The organism is Hymenobacter sp. BT559 (assembly GCF_017571525.1).
GTDB classification, from domain to species: Bacteria; Bacteroidota; Bacteroidia; order Cytophagales; family Hymenobacteraceae; genus Hymenobacter; species Hymenobacter ginsengisoli.
In genome coordinates, this window is the sequence record NZ_JAGETY010000001.1 from 156,245 (window position 1) to 181,959 (window position 25,715).

At 62.9% G+C, this 25,715-nt stretch carries 26 protein-coding genes; 18 read left to right on the forward strand and 8 right to left on the reverse strand.

The window, feature by feature from the left end; genetic code table 11:
* Window positions 1-20 precede the first annotated feature (20 nt).
* Both J4D99_RS00585 and J4D99_RS00590 read left to right on the forward strand, forming a co-directional pair.
* Complete coding sequence (locus J4D99_RS00585; protein WP_208129754.1) at window positions 21-1,247, forward strand: efflux RND transporter periplasmic adaptor subunit; 1,227 nt, start codon at window positions 21-23, stop codon at window positions 1,245-1,247.
* A 174-nt stretch (window positions 1,248-1,421) separates the two neighbouring features.
* Complete coding sequence (locus J4D99_RS00590; RefSeq protein ID WP_255554886.1) at window positions 1,422-2,045, forward strand: alpha/beta hydrolase; 624 nt, start codon at window positions 1,422-1,424, stop codon at window positions 2,043-2,045.
* Window positions 2,046-2,111: 66 nt separating this feature from the next.
* Here the strand turns inward: J4D99_RS00590 and J4D99_RS00595 are convergent, their stop codons facing one another.
* Window positions 2,112-2,969 carry a sterol desaturase family protein gene (locus tag J4D99_RS00595; protein ID WP_208129756.1) on the reverse strand — a complete coding sequence of 286 codons (858 nt, stop codon included), beginning with the start codon at window positions 2,967-2,969 and terminating at the stop codon, window positions 2,112-2,114.
* 139 nt (window positions 2,970-3,108) lie between these two features.
* On the opposite strand from J4D99_RS00595, the gene J4D99_RS00600 reads away from it, so the two are divergent.
* On the forward strand, window positions 3,109-3,873 hold the full coding sequence (locus tag J4D99_RS00600) for a TIGR04283 family arsenosugar biosynthesis glycosyltransferase (protein ID WP_236018442.1): 765 nt from the start codon (window positions 3,109-3,111) through the stop codon (window positions 3,871-3,873).
* A 63-nt stretch (window positions 3,874-3,936) separates the two neighbouring features.
* Window positions 3,937-4,569: a TIGR04282 family arsenosugar biosynthesis glycosyltransferase gene (locus J4D99_RS00605; protein WP_208129757.1), complete on the forward strand. Its 633-nt coding sequence runs from the start codon at window positions 3,937-3,939 to the stop codon at window positions 4,567-4,569.
* Here J4D99_RS00605 and J4D99_RS00610 read toward each other — a convergent pair.
* Window positions 4,502-5,920 carry an MptA/MptB family glycosyltransferase gene (locus J4D99_RS00610; RefSeq protein WP_208129758.1) on the reverse strand — a complete coding sequence of 473 codons (1,419 nt, stop codon included), beginning with the start codon at window positions 5,918-5,920 and terminating at the stop codon, window positions 4,502-4,504. The genes J4D99_RS00605 and J4D99_RS00610 overlap by 68 nt on opposite strands.
* Before the next feature lie 15 nt (window positions 5,921-5,935).
* Window positions 5,936-6,637, reverse strand: coding sequence for a glycosyltransferase family 2 protein (locus J4D99_RS00615; RefSeq protein WP_255554888.1), 702 nt, complete (start codon window positions 6,635-6,637; stop codon window positions 5,936-5,938).
* A gap of 129 nt (window positions 6,638-6,766) precedes the next feature.
* On the opposite strand from J4D99_RS00615, the gene J4D99_RS00620 reads away from it, so the two are divergent.
* The 6 genes from J4D99_RS00620 (at window position 6,767) to J4D99_RS00645 (ending at window position 14,329) form a co-directional block, all read left to right on the forward strand.
* On the forward strand, window positions 6,767-8,104 hold the full coding sequence (locus J4D99_RS00620) for an NAD(P)/FAD-dependent oxidoreductase (protein WP_208129759.1): 1,338 nt from the start codon (window positions 6,767-6,769) through the stop codon (window positions 8,102-8,104).
* Between the two features lie 20 nt (window positions 8,105-8,124).
* The gene (locus J4D99_RS00625; protein WP_208129760.1) at window positions 8,125-9,477 is read left to right on the forward strand and encodes a 4Fe-4S binding protein; all 1,353 of its coding nucleotides are present in this window, start codon (window positions 8,125-8,127) and stop codon (window positions 9,475-9,477) included.
* 56 nt (window positions 9,478-9,533) lie between these two features.
* Window positions 9,534-10,973 carry a cellulose synthase family protein gene (locus tag J4D99_RS00630; RefSeq protein ID WP_208129761.1) on the forward strand — a complete coding sequence of 480 codons (1,440 nt, stop codon included), beginning with the start codon at window positions 9,534-9,536 and terminating at the stop codon, window positions 10,971-10,973.
* A 36-nt stretch (window positions 10,974-11,009) separates the two neighbouring features.
* Complete coding sequence (locus J4D99_RS00635; protein WP_208129762.1) at window positions 11,010-11,540, forward strand: rhodanese-like domain-containing protein; 531 nt, start codon at window positions 11,010-11,012, stop codon at window positions 11,538-11,540.
* A gap of 147 nt (window positions 11,541-11,687) precedes the next feature.
* The gene (locus tag J4D99_RS00640) at window positions 11,688-12,800 is read left to right on the forward strand and encodes an inorganic phosphate transporter (RefSeq protein WP_208129763.1); all 1,113 of its coding nucleotides are present in this window, start codon (window positions 11,688-11,690) and stop codon (window positions 12,798-12,800) included.
* 218 nt (window positions 12,801-13,018) lie between these two features.
* Window positions 13,019-14,329 (forward strand): hypothetical protein, encoded by a 1,311-nt coding sequence (locus tag J4D99_RS00645; RefSeq protein ID WP_236018443.1) that lies wholly within the window; start codon window positions 13,019-13,021, stop codon window positions 14,327-14,329.
* A gap of 8 nt (window positions 14,330-14,337) precedes the next feature.
* On the opposite strand, the gene J4D99_RS00650 is transcribed toward J4D99_RS00645, so the two are convergent.
* From J4D99_RS00650 to J4D99_RS00660, 3 genes are all read right to left on the reverse strand, one after another.
* A complete protein-coding gene (locus J4D99_RS00650; RefSeq protein WP_236018444.1) occupies window positions 14,338-15,009 on the reverse strand; it encodes a DUF6134 family protein in 672 nt (223 codons plus the stop codon).
* A gap of 86 nt (window positions 15,010-15,095) precedes the next feature.
* Complete coding sequence (arsM, locus tag J4D99_RS00655) at window positions 15,096-16,064, reverse strand: arsenosugar biosynthesis arsenite methyltransferase ArsM (RefSeq protein ID WP_208129764.1); 969 nt, start codon at window positions 16,062-16,064, stop codon at window positions 15,096-15,098.
* A gap of 46 nt (window positions 16,065-16,110) precedes the next feature.
* A complete protein-coding gene (locus tag J4D99_RS00660; protein WP_208129765.1) occupies window positions 16,111-16,911 on the reverse strand; it encodes a DUF547 domain-containing protein in 801 nt (266 codons plus the stop codon).
* A 109-nt stretch (window positions 16,912-17,020) separates the two neighbouring features.
* Between J4D99_RS00660 and J4D99_RS00665 the strand changes: the two genes are divergently transcribed.
* From J4D99_RS00665 to J4D99_RS00695, 7 genes are all read left to right on the forward strand, one after another.
* Complete coding sequence (locus J4D99_RS00665) at window positions 17,021-18,115, forward strand: BamA/TamA family outer membrane protein (protein ID WP_208129766.1); 1,095 nt, start codon at window positions 17,021-17,023, stop codon at window positions 18,113-18,115.
* A gap of 64 nt (window positions 18,116-18,179) precedes the next feature.
* On the forward strand, window positions 18,180-18,869 hold the full coding sequence (locus tag J4D99_RS00670; protein ID WP_208129767.1) for a TIGR04283 family arsenosugar biosynthesis glycosyltransferase: 690 nt from the start codon (window positions 18,180-18,182) through the stop codon (window positions 18,867-18,869).
* A gap of 13 nt (window positions 18,870-18,882) precedes the next feature.
* The gene (locus tag J4D99_RS00675; RefSeq protein ID WP_208129768.1) at window positions 18,883-19,902 is read left to right on the forward strand and encodes an NAD-dependent epimerase/dehydratase family protein; all 1,020 of its coding nucleotides are present in this window, start codon (window positions 18,883-18,885) and stop codon (window positions 19,900-19,902) included.
* Window positions 19,895-20,722, forward strand: coding sequence for an SDR family oxidoreductase (locus J4D99_RS00680; RefSeq protein WP_236018445.1), 828 nt, complete (start codon window positions 19,895-19,897; stop codon window positions 20,720-20,722). Before J4D99_RS00675 ends, J4D99_RS00680 begins: the two co-directional genes overlap by 8 nt.
* A 53-nt stretch (window positions 20,723-20,775) precedes the next feature.
* Window positions 20,776-21,108, forward strand: coding sequence for an arsenosugar biosynthesis-associated peroxidase-like protein (locus tag J4D99_RS00685; RefSeq protein ID WP_068229436.1), 333 nt, complete (start codon window positions 20,776-20,778; stop codon window positions 21,106-21,108).
* A gap of 76 nt (window positions 21,109-21,184) precedes the next feature.
* Window positions 21,185-22,231, forward strand: a complete 1,047-nt coding sequence (gene arsS, locus J4D99_RS00690) for an arsenosugar biosynthesis radical SAM (seleno)protein ArsS (protein ID WP_208130135.1) — start codon at window positions 21,185-21,187, stop codon at window positions 22,229-22,231.
* Between the two features lie 104 nt (window positions 22,232-22,335).
* Complete coding sequence (locus J4D99_RS00695) at window positions 22,336-23,016, forward strand: MIP/aquaporin family protein (protein ID WP_208129770.1); 681 nt, start codon at window positions 22,336-22,338, stop codon at window positions 23,014-23,016.
* Between the two features lie 225 nt (window positions 23,017-23,241).
* On the opposite strand, the gene J4D99_RS00700 is transcribed toward J4D99_RS00695, so the two are convergent.
* Together J4D99_RS00700 and J4D99_RS00705 are read right to left on the reverse strand one after the other, a co-directional pair.
* Window positions 23,242-24,270, reverse strand: coding sequence for a YncE family protein (locus J4D99_RS00700; protein ID WP_208129771.1), 1,029 nt, complete (start codon window positions 24,268-24,270; stop codon window positions 23,242-23,244).
* Between the two features lie 32 nt (window positions 24,271-24,302).
* Window positions 24,303-25,058, reverse strand: coding sequence for a COG4705 family protein (locus J4D99_RS00705; RefSeq protein WP_208129772.1), 756 nt, complete (start codon window positions 25,056-25,058; stop codon window positions 24,303-24,305).
* Window positions 25,059-25,243: 185 nt separating this feature from the next.
* Between J4D99_RS00705 and J4D99_RS00710 the strand changes: the two genes are divergently transcribed.
* Window positions 25,244-25,675 (forward strand): hypothetical protein, encoded by a 432-nt coding sequence (locus tag J4D99_RS00710; protein WP_208129773.1) that lies wholly within the window; start codon window positions 25,244-25,246, stop codon window positions 25,673-25,675.
* The last annotated feature ends 40 nt before the right edge of the window (window positions 25,676-25,715 follow it).

Sequence of the window (25,715 nt, forward strand, 5' to 3'; positions counted from 1 at the left end):
GCCGACCTTCCGAATCCACCATGACGCCTTCTCACTTTCCGTTTTTTTTCTTGCTCGCCCTGAGTCTGTTGACGGGCTGCGGCAAAAAGGGCGCCGATGACGACGACCATCCCACGGCCACGCAGGCGGCCGACCCGCCGCTAGCCCCCAACCAAGTGCAGCTGTCGGAAAACCAGGTGCGGGCCATCAATCTGCGGCTCGGCCGCTTGACGACGCAGGACGTGAGCAATGTGGTCAAGGCCACTGGCACGCTCAGCCTGCCGCCTCAGCGCCGGGCCAGCGTGAGTGCCTACCAGGGCGGCATTATCCGCGCGCTACCCGTCACCGAAGGGCAGCCGGTGCGCCAGGGCCAGGTGCTGGCCGAGTTGGAAAACCCCGATTTTGTGCAGCTCCAACAGGACTACCTCACCCAGCGCGACCAGTTCGCGTTTCTCGAAGCCGACTACAACCGCCAGAAAGCTCTCCTTGCCGAGCAGGTGGGCGTGGCCAAGAACGTGCAGCAAACCGCCGCCAACTACAATGCTGCCCGCGCCACGCTGCGCAGCCTCGAAAGCCGCCTCACGACCCTCGGCATTGCCCTAGGGCCGCTGCGGGCCGGCCGCCTCGTCAGCCGCATCCCCGTGAAATCGCCGCTGGCCGGGCGGCTGCGCTACCAGCCGGGCCTAGCTATAGGAGCCTCCGTGTCGCCGGCCGGGCCCTTATTCGAGGTGCTGGACACGCGCCGGCTGTTTGTGGAGCTGCAGGTGTTTGAGCAGGACTTCGGCAAGGTGCACGTGGGGCAGGCCGTGCACGTCACCTTGCCCAGCCTGCCCGACCGGCCCGCTACTGAGGCCCTAGTAGCTTACATCGACCCAGCCTTCAACCCTGCCACTAAAACCGTGAAGGTGCGCGCCATTATCGACCACAACCACGATGAGCAGCTGCTGCCTGGCCTGTTCGTCAACGCCGTCATTGACGTAGACCCGGCCGCCGCGCCGGCCGCCGTCGCCACCGTGCCCGATGCGGCGCTCGTGCCGGAAGGCGAGTCGAACTACCTCTACACGCTGGTCAGCACCCGCCACGAAGCCACCGGCAACGAATACGTCTACGAAAAGCACGAGGTGCGCACCGGGGCCGCCGCCAGGGGCTTCACCGCCATTACGCCCGTAGATAAGCTGCCCGCCAACGCCCAAATCGTCATTAACGGCGCATATTATCTGCAGGCCCAGCAGGGCAAGAGCAGCGGCGGGCAAGGCGACGACGACTAAGGCGTTGTCGATACTCATTTTCTGTTTTCCAACCCGCGCTGCGCGCTGCCTGCAACGCCTATTTATTCTGTTTCTTCATTTCATGCCAACTACGTCGGACTCCTGGCTGCAGCGCGGTATTTACCTCGAATACGCCACGCTGGGCGGGGCCGTCGACTACGTGGCCATCCAGTATTGTGCCCGGCTCCATGCCCTCGTGGTCTGCGTCGATTATACTATACCCTGGCCCCGAAGGCCAAGTTGGACGAGTCGAGCCAGGAAGTCTTGGCGGCCTACCGGCAACTGGTCACGGAGAATGCCCATAGGAAACTACTGATTGACGGTGGCTCTGTGGGCAGCTACTACGTGGTCAACACCATTCTGCAGGCCCGCGATGCCCACCTCAAGTTGCCCGTCGCCGCGGCCATCAGCACGCCCTCTACCGATGCCACGGGCGCAGGCGACTCGTACGTGGCCAACGATGGCCGCGACCTGCTCGTCTGGAAAAACTTTACGCAGCGACTGACCACAGACCACGTCATTGTTTCCCCGGGCACGGGCCTTACAAAACCGTCCGTCTCCCTGATTCAGGCCGATTACAGCAAAGGGTTCGTCCCATCGGTCATCGCGACCGGTACGCGAGACCTGTTTCCAAGCAACAGCGTCCGCTTGCATCAGGCGTTAAAGACGGTCCATGTATCAGCCGAACTGCTGGTGTTTGAAGGCATGTGGCATGGGTTTAACGCGACCCCGGACCTGCCTGAGGCAGAGGCCTGCACGACGCAAGCCCTTGACTTTTTGACGAAATACATCAACTAACACGCCGGTCCGGTCGCGGGTGGGCATCGGCCGGCCGGACTGCACACTGGATGCGGCCGTAAATGTTTAGAGCAGAGTAGTCCGCTCGGGCACCGTGCCATCGGGGCGGGCCCAGGGCTCCAGCGGAGCTAGCGGCAAGGCCAGCAGTTGAGCCACAGTCTGGCGGGCCGGGTCGGGGTAGGCCGGCACGCCGATGGTGAGAGCTTGCTGCGGCACATTCAGGCGCAGGGTGCGGTGCAGGTGGTCCCAGAGCGTGAGCACGACGCCAAAATTGCTTTGCGATTCGCGGTGCACCACCGAGTGGTGGATGCCGTGGGCGCGCGGGGTCACGACCAGCCGCACCAGCTGGCGCTCCAGGGCCAGCGGCAGCCGCCAATTGCTGTGGTGAAAGGCGGTGCCGGCTTCAAACACCGCCTCGTAGGCCAGTACCGTGGCCGGCCGAATGCCCAGCAGCGCCGGCAGCCCCGCCCGGTACGGAATGCTGGCCAGCATCTCGCCAAAGTGAAACCGCCAGGCGGTGGTAATGTCCATGTCGAGGTCGTTGTGGTGCACGCGGTGCAGCCGCCACAGCAGCGGCGCGTGCAGCAGCCGGTGCCAGCTATAAGCCAGATAATCAAGCACCAATAGTTCGAGGCCGAGGCGTAAAGGAGCCGGCAGGCGGGCTAGCTGCCTGGCCGGGTAGCGTGGCGCTGCCACCTGCGCCAGGCCCACCATGGCGGGTAGCAGCGTGAGGCGGGCAGCGGGCAGCGAGGGGGCCGCCAGCAAGGCATTACGGCGCCAACGCTCGGGGCGCGGGCGGGTGCGCCGCCGCAGCGGGTGGCGGGCTTCGAGCAGCAAAAGCCCCAGGCCCACGAGGGCCAGAGCCGGCGCGGCCCAGCGGTCGAAGCGCTTGAGAAGAGGATGCGAAACCGGAAAAATCGGCATGGAGGCTAGGTGCGTAAGTAAGAAAAAACAACGGGTAAGCAACGGCCGAGCGGCTTGCTTACGCAACGCCCCCCTGGCCCCGGCGTACCTACTGGCGCCGGGCGGGCAACCAGTGTCGCCGGGGCTAGCGGCTATACGTATGTTTTTTCCTTTGATGCTGACCGGCAGTGTAGCCAGTCCCAGCCAGCTGCCGGCTGCCGGACTGACAGTCAGCATCATCATTCCGACCTACAACGAGGCCGAGGCCATCGCGGACCTACTAAGCTACCTAGTGCAGGCCGCGGCCAGCGGGCCGGCCGTGGAAATCCTGGTTGTGGATGGGGGCAGCACCGACGGCACCGTGCAGCTGGCCAGTCAGGCCGGGGCTACGGTGCTTGCCAGCCCCCATAAAGGCCGCGCCGCGCAGCTCAACTATGGCGCGCAGCAGGCAAGGGGCGAGGTGCTGTATTTTCTGCACGCTGACTCCTACCCGCCGCCCGGCTTTTTGGCCGATGTGCGGCAGGCCGTAGCGCAGGGCTCTGGGGCGGGCTGCTACCGGCTGGCCTTCGACCATCCGCACTGGTTTTTGCGGTTCAGCGCGTGGTGCACCCGCCTGCCCCTGACAGCCGTGCGCTTTGGCGACCAAAGCTTATTTGTGCGCCGCGAGCTATTCGAGCGCCTGGGGGGCTACCGCGAGGACTTGCTGTTGATGGAAGACCAGGAAATAGTGGGTCGCCTGCGGGCGCGGGCGCCGTTTCGGCTGCTGCCCCGCGCCGTGACTACCTCAGCGCGCAAGTACTTGGTAAACGGGGTTTTTCGGCTCCAAGGGATTTTCACGCTCATCGTACTACTCTATAAGATAGGCCTGTCGCAGCGGCGCCTGGTGCAGCTTTACCGCCGGCTCATTCGGCAGGGGAAGCTGTAGCGACAGTTTTGAGGAGGCAGGCCGTAGCTTGCCGCTCTTCTTTTGCTAGTAACCTATCTGCGTATGTCCACCGCCCTACCCGCTGCTCACCTGTTAGTCTTTGCCCGCGAGCCGGAGCTGGGGCGCGTCAAAACCCGCCTGGCGGCGGGCATCGGCGCCGAGGCGGCCCTAGCCGTGTACCGCGAGCTGCTGGCCCTGACGGCGGCGGCCGTAACGGCGGCCCAGGTGCCCGCCACCGTTTGGCTGGCCGAGGCCCCGGCCGGGGCCGACCCGACCCAGCCCCGGCCCGAGTGGCCCGGCCTTCCCTGGCGCGTGCAGCCGGCCGCCGGCTCGCTGGGCGAGCGCATGGCGCAGGCCTTCGGTCAGGCATTTGCGGCGGGCGCGAGCCGGGTCGTCATCATTGGTACCGACTGCCCCGGCCTGAGTGCCGAGCTGCTACAGCAGGCTTTTGACCAGCTGCTAAGCCACGAGCTGGTGATAGGGCCGGCTGACGATGGCGGCTACTACCTATTGGGCATGAATAAGTTAGAAACCGAGCTATTCGCCAATAAAGACTGGAGCACGGCTACTGTGCTGCCCGATACCCTAGCCGATGCCGCCCGCCTGGGCTTGCGCGTGGCGCAGCTACCTACCCTGCACGACGTGGACTCGGCCCAGGACCTGGCTCGCTGGCGCCACCCGGCCAGGGGCCAGTAGTAGCGCTTGGCCGCTGCCAGCGCCCCAGGTAGTACTCACCGATGGCCCAGGCCAGCACTACCCCGTACTCAAGGGTCAGTAGTACGCCACTCTCGGTGTAGGCTGAGGTGCGGTAAGCGGAGTAGGATAGCACGGCCAGCCCTGCCCACACTCGCGCATAGTGTAGCCGGGAAAAGCAACTTAGTGCCACCAGTGGCACCAGGTACCAGGGGTGCACAGTAGTAGCCAGCATAAAGTACCCGCTGAACGTGAGCAGCAGCCAATGCGGCAGCGCCGATAGCGCTGGCCGCCCGGCCCGCCGCGCTATCAGGAAAATCAGGCAGATGGTTGCCGCGCCTAGCAGTGGCCCTAGCCCACCCACTAGGTCGTAGCCCGTAAGCCATTTGCCCAGCGCCAGCAATACATAGAATACGCTGGCATTGAACTCAAAGCGTTGAAAATAAAGGCCGATACTCAAGCCAATATGCAGAAAGAGACGCCAGGAAAGAAAAGGCGCAAAAAGCACCCCTAGGCAACCTGTCAGCACACCTACAAACTGCCACAACCGGCGCGGGCTGAGGCACCGGGCCAGCAGCGGCAGCGCTAGCAATGGAAGCAGCTTGGTGGCCACGGCTAGGGCAAACGCCCCGGCAGCCAGGCGCAGCCTACGGCGGGCCAGCAGCGCCCCTGCCAGCAGCAGCAGGCAAACGACTGCTCCCTCCATGTGCACATTGCCCACCACTTCGACTACCACTAGCGGGTGTAGCAGGTAGGCCAGGGCGCGGCGGGCGGGCCAGCCGGCGAGCGGCAGCAGCCACAGCAGTAGCACTGCCGCGCCCGCATCGGCCAACAGCAGCGCTAGGCGCACCACTATCAAAAAGCCAGTTTGGGAAGTGGGAAAAGCCTTCGTGGCGGCTCCATACAGCGCCTGGCATACGGGCGGGTACACCGAAAAGTAGGCTGGCGAGTTGAGGTGCGGCAGCAGGCGCCGCAGCTCAGGCATGGGCAGGGTAGCCGAGTCGGCGGGTGGCCAAGCCAGGAGCTGGCGGGGTGTTTCGGCAAAGGGATTGTGGCCGTGGCTAACCAGCAGCCCATCCCAGCGGAAGCGGTAAAAATCGTCGCTCAGCGCGGGAGTGGCCGGCAGCCAGAGCAGGCGAAACAGCAGCGCGGCCCCTAGCCCCCAGCGCAACGGCAACTGCGTGCGCAGCAGCCATACATAGGCTACACCCGCCACCGCCAGCAGCCCGAGCAGCTGCCCAAACTGCGGGCGCGGCGTAGCATAGGCTAGCCCCCAGTAGGCGGCCCCCGTCAGCAGGAGCGCCCCTAGTTGGCCCGCACGTAGCCAGGAGGCAGGAGATGGCGAAGTTGGCAAGAGGAAGCGCTGAAATTACCAGTATTTAAAGATTGTCCACAGGATTTTATAGCCGGCCCCCACCGTGCCGCGCACCGTGCCCGACACCTTGCTCACGCCGATGCGGCGGCGGTAGCGCACGGGCACTTCGGCCACGCGCAAACCAAGCCGGGCAGCCTTTACCTGCATTTCGACCGTCCAGCCGTAGTTGGTGTCGGCCATGCCCAGGCGGGCCAGCGCGTCGGCCCTGATGGCCCGGAAGGGACCCAGGTCGGTGTGGGTGCCGCCGTAGCGCAGGCGCAATAAGCGCGACGCCAGCCAGTTGCCGAAGCGCTGCTGGGGCAGCAGGGCTCCGCGCTCGCGCTGGCCCAACGCCCGCGAGCCAATCACCATCTCGGCCTCACCTCTCAGGAGGGGGGCTAGCAGCGCGGGCATCTCTTCGGGAAAATCGGAATGGTCGCCGTCGAGAAACACAATAATTTCGGGCGTGCGGGCGGCGGGCTGAGCAGCATAGTAGGCTAGCCCAGCCAGGCAGGCCTGGCCGTAGCCGGGACGGGGCTCGGCCAGCACCGTGGCCCCGGCCGCGCGGGCAGCGGCGGCGGTGTTATCAGTTGAGGCATTGTCGACTACCACTACTTCCTGCACCAGGTTAGCCGGGATTTCACCCAGCACCAGCCCGATGGAGCGCTCCTCGTTGTGAGCCGGAATAAGCACGCCAATGCGTGGAAGAGTAGTCAAGGGGAGCAGCGAAGGGGGTTGCGGCTACAAAGAACGACCGGGGCCGCGCAATCGGGTAGCTGGGGTAGCTACGTAGGTGGTACCCCGGCCGGGTTGGCTAGCCCTGTTTTGGGCGTTCATTTGCGACTTATGCATCTCGTTATCATTGGCAACGGCATCACGGGCGTCACGGCGGCCATCACGGCACGGCGGCTCTCGCCCGAGGCCCGCATCACGCTGGTGTCGGCCGAAAGCGCCCACCACTACTCGCGGCCTGCCCTGATGTACTTGTACCTGGGGCACTTGCGCTACACTGACGTAAAGCCCTACGAAGACTGGTTCTGGCTTGAAAACCGCCTGGAGCTGGTGCACGCCGAAGCCACTGGCCTGGACACCGTCGCCCGTACCGTGCAGCTGGCCACCGGCCACGCCTTGGCCTACGACTGCTTGCTGCTGGCTACGGGCTCGGTGGTGCGCACCGCTGGCTGGCCGGGCCAGCAGTTGCGCGGCGTGCAAGGCTTTTATGGCCTGCCCGACCTCGAAAGTATGAGTCGCACCACCCAAGGCATTCGCCACGCCGTGGTGGTGGGTGGGGGCCTAGTTGGCGTAGAGCTGGCCGAAATGCTGCACTCGCGGGGCATAGCCGTGACGTGGCTGGTGCGGGAGGCGCGCTACTGGCAATCGGTGCTGCCGCCCGAAGAATCGGCGCTGCTGGCGGCGCACATCAAAAGCCACGACATTAATTTCCAGGCAAATACCGAGCTACGTGAAGTGCTCGGCGATGCGCAAGGCTGCGCCCGCGCCATCGTCACGACCACCGGCCAAGAGCTGCCGGCCGAGTGGGTGGGCCTAGCCACCGGCGTGCAACCCAACCTGACGCTGGCCCGCGCCGCCGGCCTCGAAACCGACCGGGGCATTCTGGTCAATACCTTGCTCGAAACCAGCGCGCCGGGCGTGTATGCCGCAGGCGACTGTGCCCAGCACCGCCAGCCCGCCCCCGGTGAGGTGGCCGTAGAGCAGCTCTGGTACACCGGCCGGATGCAGGGCGAAACCGTGGCCCACACCATTTGCGGCCAGCCTACTCCCTACCAACGTGGTCAGTGGTTCAACTCGGCCAAGTTCTTTAACCTTGAATACCAGACGTACGGCCGCGTGCCTGCCCAGCTCGCCGCCGACACGGCGAGTTTTTGCTGGCAGCATCCGGCAGGCAAGCACTTGCTGCGCATCAACTTTCGCCAGGCTAACCACGCCGTGACGGGCGTGAATGCCATTGGCTTGCGCCAGCGCCAGGATGTGTGGGAGCGCTGGCTACGCGAGCAAACCCCTATCAACGAAGTGCTTACCCAGCTGGCGGCCGCCAATTTTGATGCGGAGTTTTCGCGTCAGCACGAGCCGGCCATCCGGCGCGAGTTTGCCCGGCAGTTTCCTGACTTGCCAGTGGCTCCGGCTACCCGTCGGCGGGGCCTGTTCGGCGTGCGGCTAGGGTAGCTTTTTTACTACATTCAGTTATGCAAGACGTTTCGATTTCCTCGCTAGCCCTGGCTCCTGCCCCTCCGGCCGCTAGCCCCCCTGGCGAGAAGCCAGCCCTGGCGGCAGTGGCTCTCGGCCTGCTGACGCTGCTGGCCGCTGCGGCCGATGCCGACGTGGCCCGCGCCCGGCTGAGCTTGTACTGTGCGCTTGCACTGCTGAGCGGTGGGGCGCTGGGCTGGGCCTGGCTAGCCTTCGGCAAGCGCGAGGCCGGCTGGCACCCGCACGACCTGTGGCGCCGGCCTAGCACCAGCCGGGGAGCCGTGGCCTGGGCCACCGGCGTGGCCCTAACGGGCTTCTACGTGGTGGTGTATTGGTTTCCGTGGCTACTGACAAACCTAATTCGGGCGCTCGACCCGTTTAGCCAGTGGGCCCGCCACCGGGCAGCCGACCAGTGGTTTCTCTACGGCACGTTTTACACGATGGCGGTGCTGGTGATGGGCGGCCGGGCGCTGTGGAAATACCGTTTTTCGCGCTACCACCTGGCGCGCACCGCCTCGGTTATGTTCTTTCAACTGGGGTTTGGCTTTCTGCTGCCGGGGTTGCTGCTGGCGTTGCAGCGGCCCGAGTTCTACTTCACCTATTTCTGGCCGCTGAAGTACGACTACCTGTTTCCGGGCACCGTGAGCCAGCTGCTGCACAATGGCGGGCTGGGCGTGTTCATGGTATTTTGGGGAGCGGCGATGTCGTTTTTAGCTACGCCGGTGCTCACGTATTTCTTCGGCAAGCGCTGGTACTGCGCCTGGGTTTGCGGCTGCGGGGGCCTAGCCGAAACTGCCGGCGACGCCTACCGCCATCTCTCCGATAAAAGCCGGCAAGCGTGGCGCTGGGAAGTACGCCTGGTGTACCCCATTCTGGGGCTGATAACGCTGCTCACGGTGCTGCTGTGGCTAGGGGCATCGGGGGCGGTGCCAGCGCTGGGAGTGGTTACGGGGCCGCTGGGGCAGTTTTATGGCTTCGCGATTGGTAGCGTGTTTTCGGGTATCGTCGGGGTAGGGTTTTATCCGCTGCTGGGCTCGCGGGTGTGGTGCCGCTTTGGCTGCCCCATGGCCGCCTACCTGGGCCTGCTGCAAAAGCATTTCTCGCGCTTCCGTATCAGCACCAATGGCGGGCAGTGCATCTCGTGCGGCAACTGCTCGAATGCCTGCGAGATGGGCATCGATGTGAAGCAGTACGCCCAGCGGGGCGAACCCATTGTGCGAGCGGCCTGCGTGGGCTGCGGCCTCTGCGCCACGGCTTGCCCGCGCGGCGTGCTCAACCTCGAAAACGGCCCTAGGGAGGGGCGGCTCACGGGCTCGGCCTTCATTCACGCCGATTCGTTGCGAATTTTGTAAGGCAAGGGCGTGCTGCCTATGGGGTGTCTTGGCCCTGCTCCACTTTCTCACCCCACATGCTTTTTCTTGAAACTGGGCTGGTTGTCCTCTACGGGCTGTGCCTGGTATTTATGCTGGGCTTTAGCCTCACGCAGTGGCAGCTGACGCGGCTGGCGCGCCGGGCTGTAATCGCCCCCGCGCCGCTCGCCCCGGCCGAGTGGCCGCTGGTAACGGTGCAGCTGCCGCTCTATAACGAGCCCAATGTGGTGGCCCGCCTCCTCGATGCCGTGGCCGCCCTCGACTACCCGGCCGACCGCCTGCGCATCCAGGTGCTTGACGATTCGACCGACGAAACCGTGCCCCTAGCGGCCGCCCGCGTGGCGTACTATCAGGCCCGGGGCATTGGCATTAGCCACGTACGCCGCCCCAGCCGCCAGGGCTATAAAGCCGGGGCACTGGCCCACGGCCTGTCCCAGACCGACAGCGAGTTCATTGCCATCTTCGATGCTGACTTTCTGCCCGAGCCCGACTTTCTGCGGCGCGTACTGCCGTATTTCGACAGCCCCGACATTGGGATGGTGCAAACCCGCTGGGGTCACCTCAACGAGGACGCTTCGCTGCTCACGCGCCTGCAGGCATTTGGGCTGAACGCGCATTTTCTGGTGGAGCAGGTGGGCCGGCAGGCGGGCGGACACTTCCTCAATTTCAACGGCACGGGTGGCGTGTGGCGCCGCGCTTGCATCGAAGACGCCGGCGGCTGGCACGCCGACACCCTCACCGAAGACCTCGACCTCAGCTACCGCGCCCAGCTGCGCGGCTGGCGCTTCCGGTACCTGCCGCAGGTAGTAGCTCCGGCCGAACTGCCAGCCCGCCTAGGGGCACTTCAATCGCAGCAGTACCGCTGGAACAAGGGCGCCGCCGAAACCGCCCGTAAGCACCTCGGCCGGGTGTGGCGGGCCCCTGGCCTGCCCCTAGCCACCAAGTGGCACGCCACGTTTCACCTGCTCAATAGCTCGGTGTTTGCCGTAATTCTGCTCATGGCGCTGCTGAGTGTGCCCTTGGTATTTGTGCGGGCGCAGCGCCCCGAGTTTCGGCCGGTGTTTCGGCTAGCCTCGGTTTTTGTGCTCACCCTGCTGCCGCTTACCGCTTATTACTACGGGGCTTGGCGGCGGAGCGCACAGCCGGCGGGGCGGTGGTTTGCGCCCACTTTCGTGCTGTTTATAGCGTTGTCAATGGGCTTGGCGCTGCACAATGCCCGGGCCGTCGGGCAGGGCTGGCTACGCCGGGCGTCGCCTTTTGTGCGCACGCCCAAGGTGGGCACAACCGGAGCTTCTACTGCCACTAGCACGCCAGCCAGCCCCTGGCCACTGGCCGAGGGGCTGCTAACGCTCTACTTTGCGGCGGGGCTAGCGGCCGGAGTTTATTATGGCGACTATGGGCTGCTGCCGTTTCAGGGGCTGCTGGTGGTGGGCTTTGGCACTCTCACGGGCTATGCCTGGGGGCAGCGTCTTAGCTAAGGAACCGGCCAGCCGCTTTCCCGCGTATCTATTGCCATGACTGCCTCCACCTTTGGGTTGCGGCTGGGTGTCGTGCTGGTGCTGGCGGGCCTAGTAGCGGCCTGCCACGGCCGCCACGCCGACGCCCCGGCCACCACCAGCCGCCTTTACTCCACTATGCTTAATGGCTTGCTCAAAGAGTCGGTGCCCTTCGTGAGTGTGGCGCAGCTTCGGCAGCAGCCGGGCCAGGTGCTGCTCGATGCCCGCGAGCCCCACGAGTTTGCCGTCAGCCACCTGCGCGGCGCGCGCCTGGTAGGCTACGACACGTTCTCCTTGGCCGAAGTGCAGGACATACCCAAAAATACGCCTATTGTGGTGTATTGCTCAGTGGGTTTGCGCAGCGAAAAAATAGGGGCGCGGCTTCAGCAGGCCGGCTTCACTAATGTGCGCAACCTCTATGGCGGCATTTTCGAGTGGGTCAATGAGGGCCAGCCGATAGAGGGGGCTAGCGGCCAGCCCACCGACCAGGTTCACGCCTACTCGCCCACCTGGGGCATCTGGCTGCAGCGGGGGCAGAAGGTGTACTAGCTTTAAACCGACGGCCCTGTGCAGCTTACTCGCTTTTAGCCGAGCTGGGCAAACCGGCGGCCATTGAAGCGTCGTAGCTGCCCTAGCTGTGCGCCCTTCTTTTTGAGAGGCTAAGTGACTTTCCTACCCACCTCAAACTCCTTTTTCATGCTTGTACTGCTATTCCTGGCCGTCATCCTGCTCACGTATTCCAATGGAGCCAACGACAATTTCAAGGGCGTAGCGACGCTGTGGGGCAGCGGCACCCTAGCGTACAAGCCGGCGCTGTGGCTAGCCACAGTTGCCACATTTGCCGGCTCCGTGTGCTCGTATTTCTTTGCCACCGAGCTGGTTAAGAATTTCTCGGGCAAAGGCTTAGTGCCCGACGACATTATTCATTCGCTGGCCTTTGTGCTGGCGGTGGCCCTAGCGGCGGGCATTACCGTGCTGCTGGCTACCAAGCTCGGCTTTCCTATTTCAACCACCCACGGCCTGGTGGGCGCCCTGATTGGGGCGGGACTGGTAGCGGTGGGCGGGGCCGTCAACTTCGCTAAACTCGGCACGACCTTTTTCCTGCCCTTGCTGCTAGGGCCCGTGCTGGCCCTAGGCCTGAGCACGGCGCTGTACGTGCTGTTCCGGCGCGGGCGCCAGGTGGCGGGCATCACGGAGGCCTCGTGCGTGTGCGTCGGCCAAGAGTGGGTGCCGGTGGCCACGCAACCAACGGCTGCGTTCACGGCGCTGCCTACGCTGCAAGCTGGCGCAGGCACCCTAGCCGAGTGCCAGAGTCGCTACCAGGGTCGCTTTCTAGGTCTGAGCTTTCAGCCGCTCATCAACAACCTGCACTACGTGAGCGCGGCGGCCGTCAGCTTTGCCCGTAGCCTCAACGACACGCCCAAGCTGGCTGGCCTGCTGCTGGTCTGCCATTTTTTCAAGATGCCCGTCAACGTCTTGCTGCTGGCCGTGGCGATGGCCATTGGCGGCCTGCTCAATAGCCGCCGGGTAGCCGACACGATGAGCAAAAAGATTTCCAAGCTCAATCACGGTCAGGGCTTTACGGCCAATCTCGTGACGAGCCTGCTGGTTATTGTGGCCAGTAAGTTTGGCCTGCCGGTTTCAACTACCCACGTCTCGGTGGGCAGCATCTACGGCATCGGGCTGGTCAATAAAACGTCCAATTCCCGCGAGATTGCTAAAATTGGGCTTTCGTGGCTGCTTACCCTGCCGGTAGCGGCGGTACTCAGCGCCATCTTCTACGCAGGCATTCGCGCAACCGGCCACTAGGCCCCTTTTTCAATCGTCAAACCACGGCAGCGCACCTAACGACCAGCCGCGTTTCGTATTTTGCGTGCCGTATCAATCGAGCGTGACTGTACTTCAATGCAAAGTTACGCAATGAATAATCGGTTTATTGTTACCAAATTATTGATTTAATGTTACCATTTTCAGCCCGATACCTCCGGGCACCCTCTTGCCGCTTATCTACTGTTCTGGGGCTAGGGGTGCTCCTACTCGCCGCCCGCCCAGTAGCCGCGCAGATTACGCCGCCGGCTGATTTTCCGCTCAAAGACGGCCTGAAAACCTACCTCTCCAAGGACAGCACTACGTTTCTGCGGCTCAACTTTGTGGCCCAAACCTGGGTGCGCCTCAACGAAAACAACCCCGGCAGCACCGTCAATGGCGAGCTAGCCAGCAGCACCGGCGATGTAGGCCTGCGGCGCGTGCGCCTCGTGCTGAGCGGGCAGCTTACCAAGCGGGTGTTTGTGTACGTCCAGTTTGGCCAAAACAGCTTCTCATACCTGTCGCCCCGCAAAACCGGGTCATTTTTCCACGATGTCACGGGTGAGTATGCGATAGTTAAAAGGGCCCTGAGCCTGGGCGTGGGCCTCAACGGCTGGAACGGCCCCGGCCGCTACTCCAACTCGGCTGCCTCGTCGATTCTGGGGCTCGACCCGCCGGTATTTCAGGAAGCTACCAACGACGTGAACGACCAGTTGCTGCGCCAGCTAGGGGTGTATGCCAAGGGCAAGCTCGGCAAGCTCGACTACCGGATGGCCATCGGCAAACCCTTTGTGACGCAAACGGCGACGGCCACTCCTGACCCGCTCTCGCACAACTCGACTTACACCGTGGGCAACCCACGCGCGCAGTACCACGGCTACTTCATGTACCAGTTTCTCGACCAGGAGAGCAACGCCGGGGCGGGCACCGTCGGCTCGTATGTGGGCCGCAAGCGCGTCTTTAACATCGGGGCCGGCATGCTCTACGAGCCGCAGGGCGTGTGGCACACCACCCTGGCCGGCGATACCGTGCGCCAGGCGCTCCAGCTGTTTGGCGTCGATGTGTTTTACGATGCGCCACTCAACCCCGCCAAGGGCACCGCTCTGACGGCCTACGGCGGCTTTTTTCACTACGATTTTGGCCCCGGCTACCTGCGCAACAATGGCGTGATGAACCCCGCCAACGGTGTGCGGCCCGGCCAGGGCTCGTTCAACGGCCCCGGCAACAGCTACCCCTTGCTAGGCACCGGCAACATTGTATACGCCCAGGCGGGCTACCTGCTCAAGCGCAACCTGCTGGGTGAGCACGGCACCTTGCAGCCCTATGCCTCGACGCAGGTGGCGCGCTACGACCGCCTGGCCGACCCGCTGGTGGTGGCCAATTTCGGCATCAACTGGCTTATTGTGGGCAATAGCAGCAAGGTCACGGCCAACTACCAGAGCCGCCCCATCTACACCGCCCAGCCCAACGGCGACCTCGCCGCCACCGGCCGGCGCGGCGAGTACGTGCTGCAATACCAGGTGGCCTTTTAAGCACCCGCTTACTTCTCCAAGCGGATGATGAAGTTCTTGAGCGGGTTCTTCTTGATGATGGTCACCAACTGGCCATCAGCGTATTGATACTCGTCCTCGCGGCCGTCGCGCACGGCGTGCCAGATGCCTGGCTTCGCGCGGCTTAAGGCGAAGTAGTCGCCGAAATATTCAGCAAAGGCTCGCGCCTGCCCGGCCGGTGGCTCACCGAAAAACATGTTGGTTACCGCATAGCGGATGGGCTGCGTTTCAGTAGCCTTGTAGTGGTACTTGTATTGGTCGGCCACGATGTCGTAGTGGTCGCCCTTCCACTCGGCCCGCGAGGCAAAATCGCCCTGATTGGTGTGCGCTTCCACGGTCGAGAGCAATAGCTGCCCGTTGCGGAAGTGGTTGGTTACCTGGTAGTAAATCTTGAGGTGGTAGAATAGAAAATTCACTTTCACGTCGCTCACCAGCGAGTACGTCACATCGGGCCCCACCGGGGCTTGGCGCGTGGCCGTCATCGTGCCCACCCGGATGCCCGCCACCTCAATGCCATAGCGCCGCACCTCCGCCGCCGGCTTGGCAGCTTGCGCCGACGCCGCTAGGGGTAGTACGCTGAAGAAAAGTAAGACAAGTGACTTCATGAGGTTGACCAGCGTGTAAAACAGAAACAGCACGTCATGCTGAGCTTGCCGAAGCATCTCTACCGCACCGCTAGGGTGTCGTTCGGTAGAGATGCTTCGGCAAGCTCAGCATGACGGTCTGTTTTATTCATTCAGCAAGCAGCCTAGCAGCAGCCGCCGCCGTCGTAGTGGTAAGTCGAGGGCGAGATGAAGATGTCGTCGCGGCCCAGGTTAGCCAGGTTGCCAGCGGTTTTATCGCACACGGCTAGGGGCTGATTTTGCATCAGGACGTGGCCTTTGTGGTCGTCGAAGTACTCTTCACCGCCGTAGTAAATGGCGGTGCGACCCGTGAAAATGCAGGGGCCATCGGCCGGCATGGGGTCTTTGATGGCGCACACTTCTACGCTCTCAATGAATATCACCTCATCGGTAGCGTAGTGCTGGGGCGAGAGCACGCGGTAGGCGCGCTTGGCCCGCACCTCAATGGTGCCAAAGCCCACTTCAGCAATCATGTCGAGGTACTGCTGCAGGGGCAGCGAGCCCGTGAGGCAGAGGGCGCGCAGGCGCTCGTCGGCGCGCAACTCGTCGCTCATGGGCTGCTCGCAAGTAGGGTCCGACATCACGAGGCGGCCGTGGGGCTTGAGCACGCGGTAAGTTTCCTGCAGGGCGCGCTTGAGGTCGTCGAGCTTGAAGATGTTGAAAAGGCAGTTTTGGGCGGCCACGTCCACGCTTTCGTCCGCTACGGGCAGGTGCAAGGCGTCGCCAGCGCGCAGGTCGATGAATTCGCTTTTAAACCAGTCGTTCTGCTCTTCGGCCGTTTGCATGTTTTCGCGCGAAGCGTCGAGCATTTCGCTCACCACATCGACGCCGATTACGGCGCCCGGCCGGCGGCTGAAGTAAGCAAACTGCAGCAGCTCCATGCCGCCGCCCACGCCCACATAGAGCACAGTGGGCGAGTTGGTGAGGTCGCGCGGGTTCACGGTGCTGCCGCACCCGTAGTTCATGCTCAGCATGCGCTGCGGAATGCTTAGGCCGGGCAGCTGCCACACGGGGTTGGTGGTGCAGCAGAGGCCCACCTGGGGCTCCTGGGCCGCCTGGCGGTACACGTCGGCGGTGGTTTCGAGGTAACTCATGAAAAGGGGGATGGGAAAATAGCGAGTAAACGAAGCTAAGGCCCGCTTACTGCTTGTTCAGGTTCCAGTTGTAGTCCAGGTAAGTAATCTTGGTATTATCGTCGATTTTGACGTTGGAGTAGCGGTTTACCCACTTCACTACCGACTGGCTATTCTTCTGCCAATCGCCCTTGTACCAGTCAAAATACTTCGAAAGCTGGGCTTCCGACTTACCGATTTTGTTCTTGGCGGGGTTGTTCAAAAAATCGCGACCCTGGTCGTCCATCTGCTTTTCGAGCTGGGCGGCGGTGTAGGCTTCGTTGCGCAGGCGCGGGCAGGAAATGGACGCGCACACCAGCGTGAAGTGGATGCGCGGGTCGTCGTATTTCTTGCGCAAAATGCCGTGCTCGATATTGTCGAGGCTCATTTGCTGGCCGCCAATGCTGAAAAACTTGGCCGCCCAGGGCGTGGTCACGAAGGGAATCTTGATTTTCGAGCCAATATCCTTGATGCTCTGCACCGGGTAGTGGTCGAGAATAAGGCGGATGGTGTAGGCGTTATAAGCGTTTATCCAGTAGGCCATCTGGTCGGCCTTGCTCCAATTGGCGGCCGGCGGGTTTTTGCTCAGCATGGCCAGATACTGATTGAAAGTTGCCTCATCGGCCTTAAAGCCTTGGTAGTCAACTAAACCCTGAGCAGTCACGTGCTTTTTAAGTAGCCTGTCGTAGGCGCTGTGGTCGACTAGGGCCCCGGTAGCCGCGATAGCAAGAGTAGGCGTCGGCACGGGGTTGAGGCCGGGCACCACCACGGCCACCGCCGTGAGCGTGCCGACGGCCAGCACCAGCGCAGCGAGGGTGGAGGTTTTCATGAGCTTGTTCATCAGGGGCTACATACGAGAAAGGTCGGCAGTAAAGATTGCCGGTCCGCAATCTCCTGGCTCCCAAAATTTCGTAGTCCTTAGAAATTCCCTTCCTGCCGTGCTCCTGACTACCGTACTGCTGGCCCTGGCCGGGCTGGCCCCCGCCGATACGGTGCACCCCAAGCGCCTGGCCCTGATTCCGGTGCCGCTGGTTTACTACACGCCCGAAACCCGGCTGGCGTACGGCGTGGCCGCCACGGCTACCGTGCATTTTCGGCGCGACGATGGCTTTGCCGCCGCCCGGCCTTCGCAGCTTACCCTAGCCCTGGCCTACACCCAAAACCACCAGCTGCTGCTGTACCTGCCCTTCCAGGTTTTTTACGACCACAATCGCTACTATGCCTATGGTGAGGCGGGCTACTACCGCTACAACTATTACTTCTACGGCGTGGGCCAGCACGAAGTGCCACGCGAGCTATACGGCGTCAATTTCCCCCGGGTGCGGGTGAATGTATTTAGGCGCATCGGGGCCGGCCTGGGCGCGGGCAAGCTCTACGCCGGCCTGCGCTACCAGTACGAAGACTACCGGGTGAGCAGCGTCGAAGCGGGTGGCTTGCTGGCCAGCGGCACCATACCCGGCGGGCTGGGCAGCCGCCTCACGGGCGGCGGGCTAGGCCTATTTTATGACTCGCGCGATAATGTATTCTTTCCTAAAAAGGGCCTGGTAGCCGACCTAAGTGCATTTGTGCGCAACCGGGCCGTCGGAGCGGGCATAGCGGGCGAAACGACACGTTTCGACCGCTACGTGGCCGACGTGTCGGAGTACCACGCGCTGGGCCAGCACGCGGTGCTGGCCGTCAATTACTTCGGCAGCTTTATTGTGGGTACCGCGCCGTTCAATGCCGTGTCGCTGCTAGGGGGCTCGCGGCGGCTGCGGGGCTACTACGAGGGCCGCTACCGCGACCAGAACGCCGCCCTGGTGCAGGCCGAGCTGCGCGTAGATGTGTACAAACGCCTGGGTGCGGTGGCCTTTGGCGGCGTGGGTGCCCTCGGCGATGAGCAGACGCTCCTGCGCCTGGGGCAGCCCAAAGGAGCTTACGGGGCGGGCCTGCGCTTCACGGCCAACCGCCGCGACCACCTCAACGTGCGGCTCGACTACGGCCTGGGCCAGCAGTCGAGTGGCTTTTATCTCACCGTGGGCGAAGCTTTTTAAGCTCGCTAAACCTCGTCTTCACCAATTCATGCGGAAGTTGCGGTTCCGTAGCCGTTTTGCCTCTATGCTCAGCGTTATTATTCCCACCTACAACGAAGCCGACAACATCGGCCGGCTGGTGGCCGACCTGCGCCGCTACGCCCCGCCGGGCTCCGTCGAAATCCTGGTGGTAGATGCCCACAGCCCCGATGGCACCGCTGCCGCCGCCCGCGCCGCCGGGGCCACGGTGCTCGACGCTCCCAAGCCCGGCCGCGCCGCCCAGCTCAACTACGGGGCTAGCCAGGCGCGCGGCGACATTTTCTATTTCGTGCACGCCGACGTCGGCATTCATCCCGGCTACGTGGCGACAATAGCGGCAGCCGTAGCCCAGGGCCACGCGGCGGGCTGCTACCGCTTTCGGTTCGACTCGCCGCATCCACTGCTGCGCATCAATAGCTACGGCACTCGCTTTAAAGGCATTATGAGCCGGGGTGGCGACCAGACGCTGTTTGTGACGCGGGCCCTGTTCGAGCAGCTAGGGGGCTTCAACGAGCAGTTTGTCATCATGGAGGACTTCGAGATTATCCAGCGCATTCGGCGGGTGGCCAGCTTCTACATCGTGCCGCTCGATGTAGTGGTGTCGGCTCGCAAGTATGAAACCAACAGCTGGCTGCGCGTGCAGCTCGCCAACCTGACGGCCTTCGCCATGTACTTTCTCAAGCTTCCGCCGCCCCGCATTGCCCGCACCTACAAGCTCCTGCTCAACTATCGCTAGCCCGCCCTCACCCATGCTTCCTCGCGTGCTCGTGACCGGTGCCAACGGCTTTTTGGGTCGCCACCTCGTAGCCGAACTGCTGCACCGGGGCTACCCCGTGCGGGCGTTGGTGCGGCCGGGACGGGGGCTAGCAGCGGGCGCTTCCCCCCTACCGCCCTTACAGACATTGCCCATTGAAGTGTGCGAGCTAGACCTATCCCAAGTGGTGCGCAAAGAGGCCCTAGCCGATACTATTAATGGCTGCGGGGCCATCATTCACGCCGCTGCAGTGGCTCAGGTTAATCCGGCCCGTAGCCGGGCGGTTCGCGATACCAATATTCATGGCACCGAACAAGCGTTGCGTCTGGCGCGCAAGGGGGGCGTTGAGCGCTTGGTGTACGTGGGTACAGCTAATGTCTTCGGCTTTGGCTCAAAAAAGCAGCCCGGCGACGAAACTCGGCCCTACACCGGCCGCCGCTACGGCCTCGACTATATGGACAGTAAGCGTGCTGCAACCGACCGCGTACTGGCCGCCGTGGCTCGCGAGCAGCTGCCTGCCGTGCTGGTCCACCCCACCTTTATGCTAGGCCCGGGCGATGCCAAGCCGACCTCAGGCGCCCTGCTGCTGGAGCTACACCGCGGCCGCCTACCCGGCTACCCGCTAGGGGGCAAAAACTACGTGCACGTGCACGATGTGGCCATGGCCACAGTAAACGCGCTTACGCAGGGCCGGGTGGGCGAATCGTACATCTTGGGTAATGAAAACCTGAGCTATAAAGAAGCATTCGCCCTCATGGCCGACGTAATGGAGGTAGCGCCGCCGCGCTGGCCGGTACTGCAGCCGCTGGCCAATTTTTACGGCGCGCTATGCGACCTCAAGACTCTCTTCACCGGCCGACCGGCCCAGGTAAATTCGGCGATGGTGGCTGTGGCCAATGATGGCCATTATTTCAGTCCGCAGAAAGCCCGCGCAGAGTTGTCACTCCCCCAAACCCCCATTATCCAAGCCGTGGCCGAAGCCTTCGCCTGGTTTAAAACCTACGGCTATGTTTAGTAACCCCTCCGGCTCGCTGGCGGGCAAGGTCGCGCTCATCACGGGGTCTGAGTCGGGCATTGGCCGCGAAACGGCCCGCGCCTTTTGCCAGCAGGGCGCCGCCGTGGTGCTCAACGGCCGTCAGGCCGGGCGCCTCGAAGCTACTCGCCAGGCCCTGGCCGCCGAAGGCTACCAGGTAGCGGCTTGCGTGGCCGACGTTACCGACTATGCCGCCTGCGAGCACCTCGTGGCCACGGCTATCGCGCACTTCGGCCGGCTCGATATTCTTATTACCAACGCCAGCATTTCGCAGCGGGCTTACTTTGCCGACATGCAGCCCGAAGTGTTCCGGCAAGTGCTTGACAGCAACGTGTATGGGTCGGTGCACCCGCTCAAGGCAGCATTACCTCACCTCATCGAGGCTAGGGGCAGTGTCACATTCATTTCTTCGATATCGGCCCTCAATGGCATGCCTAGCGGTTCGGCCTACTGCGCCGGCAAGGCGGCCCTGGCCAACCTGGCCCACACCCTGCGCCTTGAGCTGGCCGACACCGGCGTGCACTTTGGCGTGGTGCACATTGGCTTCACCCAAAACGACCCCGACAAGCGCGTGCTCGACGCCGGGGGCCAGCCCGTGCCCATTGCCCACCGCCCGCCGCGCTGGCAAAAGTCGCAGGCTCAGGTGGCGGCCATCATTCTGAGCCACGTGCGGCGGCGGCGGCGGCGCACCGTTATCTCGGCTTTGGGCCGCCTTATTCTGGTGGTGCACACGCTGCTCCCCCGGCTGGGCGACTGGGTAGTGCTAACTTCTCAGCGCCGAATGCGCAACTTCTACGAATAGCCCTTCGCAATCTGCCCACCCTCCTTTTTTCGTATTCTTTTAAAAGCCAGCACATGGAAACGTATTACAACCCCGCCGACCTCAAGAAATTCGGCAACATCGGCGAGTTTCAGAAAGAGTTTGCCGACAAGTTTTTTGCTTACTACGGCGCTGTGTTTGCCGAAGGCGCGCTTACGGCCCGCGAAAAATCGCTTATCGCCCTGGCCGTAGCCCACGCCGTGCAGTGCCCCTACTGCATCGACGCCTACTCGGCCGACACCCTCGAAAAAGGCTGCACCGAGCCCGAAATGATGGAGGCTGTGCACGTTGCCGCCGCTATCCGCGGTGGTGCCACCCTGGTGCACGGCGTGCAAATGATGAATAAAGTCAAAGAGTTATCGATGTAAAGTGTAGCGCGGACTTTGTAGTCCGCGTTTGCTGTTCTCCCACGCAGACCACAAAGTCCGCGCTACTTCTCTCATGATAAAATCCCTCAAAGCCACCGGCAACCAGCTCGCCGACTCGGCTTTTCAGCTTACCGTGCTGCGCCAGGAAGTAGTCGATGTGCTGCACCTGCCGCCCTTTCATGCCAAGATGAAGGAGGCGGGCTTGTTTCCGTTGCGGCCAGTGCTGCCGGCGGTGATGCAAATCAACGTGGGCAAGATGTGCAACCAAGTGTGCAAGCACTGCCACGTAGATGCCGGCCCCGACCGCAAGGAAATCATGACCCGCGAAACGATGCAGCTGTGCCTCGACGCGCTGGCCCAGACCGACATTCCGACGGTAGACCTCACCGGCGGGGCGCCCGAGATGAACCCCGATTTTCGGTGGTTTGTGGAGCAGATTTCGGCCTTGGGCCGCAAGGTGCTGGTGCGCTGCAACCTGACCATCATCGTGGCCAATAAGAAGTACCACGACCTGCCCGAGTTTTTCAAAAAGCACGGCGTAGAAGTGGTCAGCTCGCTGCCCTTTTACTCGGCCGACAAAACCGACCGCCAGCGCGGCGATGGCGTGTTCGACGACTCCATCAAGGCGCTTAAAATGCTGAATGCGGTGGGCTACGGCCAGCCCGACAGCGGCTTGGTACTGAACTTGGTGTATAACCCATCCGGCGCCTTCATGCCAGGTCCCCAGGCGGCGCTGGAGCGGCAGTTCAAGCAAGCGCTATTTAAAGACCACGGCATCGTATTTAATAGCCTGTTTGCCATCACCAACCTGCCGGTTAGCCGCTTTCTCGACTACCTCGTGGAGTCGGGCAATTACGCGGGCTACATGGAAAAGCTGGTTAATGCCTTCAACCCCACCGCCGCGGCCGGCGTGATGTGCCGCGATACCATTTCGGTAGGTTGGGATGGCGGCCTCTACGACTGCGACTTCAACCAGATGCTTGACCTGCATGTGGCCAGCACCAGCCAGCACATCCGCGACTTCGACGCGGTGGCTCTGGCCCAACGGCCCATTGTGGTGAATCAGCACTGCTACGGCTGCACGGCCGGCGCCGGCTCGAGCTGCGGCGGCACGGTGGCATGAGCGGCCCTAGCGGCCTGGGCTAGTCCTTGCCCCTCCCCTCTTCTAAACCAATTGCCTGCGCTGCGCGTGGGCGCCTATTTCTCGGGCCCGGCGCGGGCCACCGCATGACGCCTACCCTCCGACAATGCCTGCTGGCCGAACTGCTCGGCACGGCCTTTCTGCTAATTTTTGGCACTGGCGCCGTAGTAGTTGATGAGCAAACCCACGCCATCGGCCACGGGGGAGTAGCGGCGGCTTTCGGGCTCATTGTGCTGATTATTATTCAGAGCTTGGGCCACGTGAGCGGGGCGCACGTCAACCCGGCCGTCACGATTGGCTTCTGGGCCGCGGGGCGCTTTCCGGGCCGGCGGGTGCTGCCCTACGTATTGGCACAACTAGCCGGAGGCCTTTTGGGCAGCGGTACGGTGTGGCTGGTAGCTACGCCGGGCTCCTCACTAGGGGCCACGCTGCCGGCCCACAGTGTCGCCCAGGCATTTGGGGTGGAGCTAGGCCTCACTTTTTGGCTGATGCTCATCATCTTGCGGGTCACCTCGAGCTACTACGAACAGGGGCTGCTGGTGGGCCTTACTATCAGCGCTACGGTGGGGTTGGAGGCCCTAGTGGGCGGCCCGCTCAGCGGGGCATCCATGAACCCGGTTCGCTCGCTAGCCCCCGCATTGGTATGCGGCAACTTGACCGCCGCCTGGGTCTATGTGGCGGCCCCGGTGGCGGGCGCGCTACTGGGCGTGCTAGCCAACCGGCTGCTGGACCCTGCACCGAGTGCGGGTAGTGAACCTACTAGCTAAAAGACTATCCAATCGCTAACTTATACTGGTTTCAACTGGCTACTCAAGTGTATTTAATGAGTAGCTTCTCTTATTCAACCAGGTACAACTCCAAAGCGGGTGCAGCTTCTTCCTGAAGCGCGGCCGGCGTGAGTCTGCTAGCCCGTATTATGGCTCTGTAACTAAGAAGGGGCCTAGCGCTGTGCCAGGCTCCTTCGATACGTCGCTTACAGGACATCGGCGGAGTTAATGCCCAAACTCCAGCACCCGGAACGTGCCGGGCACGATGCTGGGCCGGGGGCGCGGAATGTCGGTAGTAGCGGGGGGCGCGGCGCCTAGGTCGGCGGTGCAGGTAAAGAGGTGGTGCGTCTGCGGGTCTTGGGCCAGGGTGCGGGCACCCCGGGCAGTGGGAATGGTGGCCACCACGGTGTATTTGGTGGGCGAATCCTGGTGGATGACGGTGAGCGTACCCTCGCCGTTGCTGGTCACGATATTGCCGGTGCTGGGGTCAAACGCCGCGCCGTCGGCACCCTTGCCGATGGGCAGCACGGCCACCTGCTTGCCGGTGCGGCTATCGGTCACGACGAGCTTCTGGTTGGCGCAGGCGCTGAAGAGGCGGTTGTTTTTGGCGTCGAAGGCCAGGCCGGTGGGCTCGGCGCCGGGGGCTAGCGGGTAGCGGTGGTACACGGCCAGCGTCTTGGCATCGAACTCGATGACTTCGCTTTTGTCCTCGATGTTCACAAAAATGTGGCCCTTGCCGTCGGTGGCGGGCTCTTCTACGTCGCCGCCCAGCTCGGCGGTGCCCAGCACCTTGCCGCTAGCCCCGTCGAGCACCGTGCTCTTGCCGCCATCATTGCTAAAGGCAAACACGCGCTGCGAATACTGGTCGTATAGTATCGCGTCGGGTTTGGGGCCGGTGGGAATAGTCGATAGGTTTTGCAGCGTTTTCACGTCGAACACCACGCAGGCATTGGCCCGGCCGCAGGTGATGTAGCCCCGGCCGGCACCGGGCACTACCGTGATGCCGTGCACGCCCGGCGTGTTGGGCACCGCGCCGAGGAGCTTGCGGGTTTTCAGGTCAATCACCTCGGTTTGAGTGCCATGCGATACGTAAAGGCGCTCGCCGGCCGGGTCGACGTAGAGGTAGTCCCAGCCGCCCTCGCCACCCACCGGAATGGTGTGCAGCAGGTGGTACGGGGCCGTTTGGGCGCGGGAGGGGCTAGCCAGCCCCAGCAGGGCCAGCGCGGCTAAGGCCGCAAAACGCAGGGTTTTCATAAGGCGCAAGCGATAAATAAGTAAACGGGCGACTAGCTGGGCTCCTTGGCGGCTACCGGCTCGGCGGGCTGCGGGCGCAGCGTGGTGTAGACCACCAAGGCTACCAGTACCCCTAGCAGAATAAATGATGAGCCCTTCGTGCCGAAACCCAGGCCGTGTTTTTCGGGCGACTTGGTAAGCAGGTCGCCAAACGTGGCGCCGAAGGGGCGCGTGAGCACGAAGGCAATCCAGAATAAGAGCACGCTCGAAATGCGGGTAAAAAAGTGCGCCAGCACTACCAGCGCCAGCAGCGAGCCGATGAGCAGCGCTCCTCCCCCAAAGCCCAGGCCCGAGTCGTCGGCCAGAAAGTCGCCCAGGGCCGTGCCCAGCGTATTAGAGAACAGGATGGCTGTCCAGTAGAATAGCTCGCCCCGGCGAGTTGTTATCTCGCTCACCGATAGCGACTTTTCGGTGAGGCGCCACAGGCCGAGCACCACTATGAGAATGGTAATGAGAATGGCAGTGCCCGTGGCGTAGCCCAGGCCCAGGGTGCGGTCCATGTAGTCGGACATGGTGGTGCCGGCCGTGCTGGTGGCCAGAATAACGGCCCAGTACAGCGCCGGGATGTAGCGCTTGGCCGCCAGCTGCCCGGCCAGAGTGACCAGAAAGAAGCCGATGAAAAGTAGCGAGCTGATGGCATAGCCCACGTTCAGGGTCTGGGCCAGCAGGTCGCCGCCGGTTTCGCCCAGCGTGGTGGCACAAATCTTCATTACCCAGAACAGCAGCGTAACTTCGGGTATCTTTTTCATAAACAAGGAGTAAACCGGCACCAATGCCAGCCGCAAAATAGCTTATCGGCAAACCTAGCGGCCGATTCTGGCGCAAACTTGGCGGCTGGCCAATCAGCTAGCCAGCCTAGCCGGGCCAGGCGCCGGCTTGTCAGATTAGCGCCAGATTCGGCCGCTAGGTTTGACTAAATATTTTCTTTTTCCCGATGAAAAGCCTGTTGTTACTGCTCGGCGGCGCCCTGCTGGCTAGCGCTGCCCAAGCTCAGGAAGTAGCTCCCGCCCAGGTGCCGGCCGCTGCTAAAGCCACGCTCTACGCCAAGTTTCCGGCCGTCAAAGCGGTGACGTGGGAAAAAGAGGGTCCTAATCTGGAAGCCGGCTTTAAGCTGAACGGCAAAACAATGTCGGTCGTTATTACGCCTGGCGGCGCGCTGCAGGAAACCGAAACCGACATGCCGCCCGCCCAGCTGCCCGCCGCCGTGCGCGCGACCCTGGCCCGCAACTACAAAGCCTACAAAGTAGCCGAAGCCTCTACCATCGTCAAAGCTGACGGCACCACCGTATACGAAGCCGAAGTGGCGAAAAGCGGCAAGAAGCAGGATGTGCTTTTTACCGCCGATGGCCGGGTAGTAACCCCCTAGCGCCGGTCGCGGCCGGCCAGTATAGAGCTGCTCTCCCTAC

Bases quoted from the DNA above. Each gene is read 5' to 3' on its own strand.
- J4D99_RS00585 (WP_208129754.1), top strand. From the start codon at position 21: ATGACGCCTTCTCACTTTCCGTTTTTTTTCTTGCTCGCCCTGAGTCTG.
- J4D99_RS00595 (WP_208129756.1), bottom strand. From the start codon at position 2,969: ATGCCGATTTTTCCGGTTTCGCATCCTCTTCTCAAGCGCTTCGACCGC.
- J4D99_RS00600 (WP_236018442.1), top strand. From the start codon at position 3,109: ATGTTTTTTCCTTTGATGCTGACCGGCAGTGTAGCCAGTCCCAGCCAG.
- J4D99_RS00605 (WP_208129757.1), top strand. From the start codon at position 3,937: ATGTCCACCGCCCTACCCGCTGCTCACCTGTTAGTCTTTGCCCGCGAG.
- J4D99_RS00620 (WP_208129759.1), top strand. From the start codon at position 6,767: ATGCATCTCGTTATCATTGGCAACGGCATCACGGGCGTCACGGCGGCC.
- J4D99_RS00625 (WP_208129760.1), top strand. From the start codon at position 8,125: ATGCAAGACGTTTCGATTTCCTCGCTAGCCCTGGCTCCTGCCCCTCCG.
- J4D99_RS00630 (WP_208129761.1), top strand. From the start codon at position 9,534: ATGCTTTTTCTTGAAACTGGGCTGGTTGTCCTCTACGGGCTGTGCCTG.
- J4D99_RS00635 (WP_208129762.1), top strand. From the start codon at position 11,010: ATGACTGCCTCCACCTTTGGGTTGCGGCTGGGTGTCGTGCTGGTGCTG.
- J4D99_RS00640 (WP_208129763.1), top strand. From the start codon at position 11,688: ATGCTTGTACTGCTATTCCTGGCCGTCATCCTGCTCACGTATTCCAAT.
- J4D99_RS00650 (WP_236018444.1), bottom strand. From the start codon at position 15,009: ATGCTTCGGCAAGCTCAGCATGACGTGCTGTTTCTGTTTTACACGCTG.
- arsM (WP_208129764.1), bottom strand. From the start codon at position 16,064: ATGAGTTACCTCGAAACCACCGCCGACGTGTACCGCCAGGCGGCCCAG.
- J4D99_RS00660 (WP_208129765.1), bottom strand. From the start codon at position 16,911: ATGAAAACCTCCACCCTCGCTGCGCTGGTGCTGGCCGTCGGCACGCTC.
- J4D99_RS00670 (WP_208129767.1), top strand. From the start codon at position 18,180: ATGCTCAGCGTTATTATTCCCACCTACAACGAAGCCGACAACATCGGC.
- J4D99_RS00675 (WP_208129768.1), top strand. From the start codon at position 18,883: ATGCTTCCTCGCGTGCTCGTGACCGGTGCCAACGGCTTTTTGGGTCGC.
- J4D99_RS00680 (WP_236018445.1), top strand. From the start codon at position 19,895: ATGTTTAGTAACCCCTCCGGCTCGCTGGCGGGCAAGGTCGCGCTCATC.
- J4D99_RS00685 (WP_068229436.1), top strand. From the start codon at position 20,776: ATGGAAACGTATTACAACCCCGCCGACCTCAAGAAATTCGGCAACATC.
- J4D99_RS00695 (WP_208129770.1), top strand. From the start codon at position 22,336: ATGACGCCTACCCTCCGACAATGCCTGCTGGCCGAACTGCTCGGCACG.
- J4D99_RS00700 (WP_208129771.1), bottom strand. From the start codon at position 24,270: ATGAAAACCCTGCGTTTTGCGGCCTTAGCCGCGCTGGCCCTGCTGGGG.
- J4D99_RS00705 (WP_208129772.1), bottom strand. From the start codon at position 25,058: ATGAAAAAGATACCCGAAGTTACGCTGCTGTTCTGGGTAATGAAGATT.
- J4D99_RS00710 (WP_208129773.1), top strand. From the start codon at position 25,244: ATGAAAAGCCTGTTGTTACTGCTCGGCGGCGCCCTGCTGGCTAGCGCT.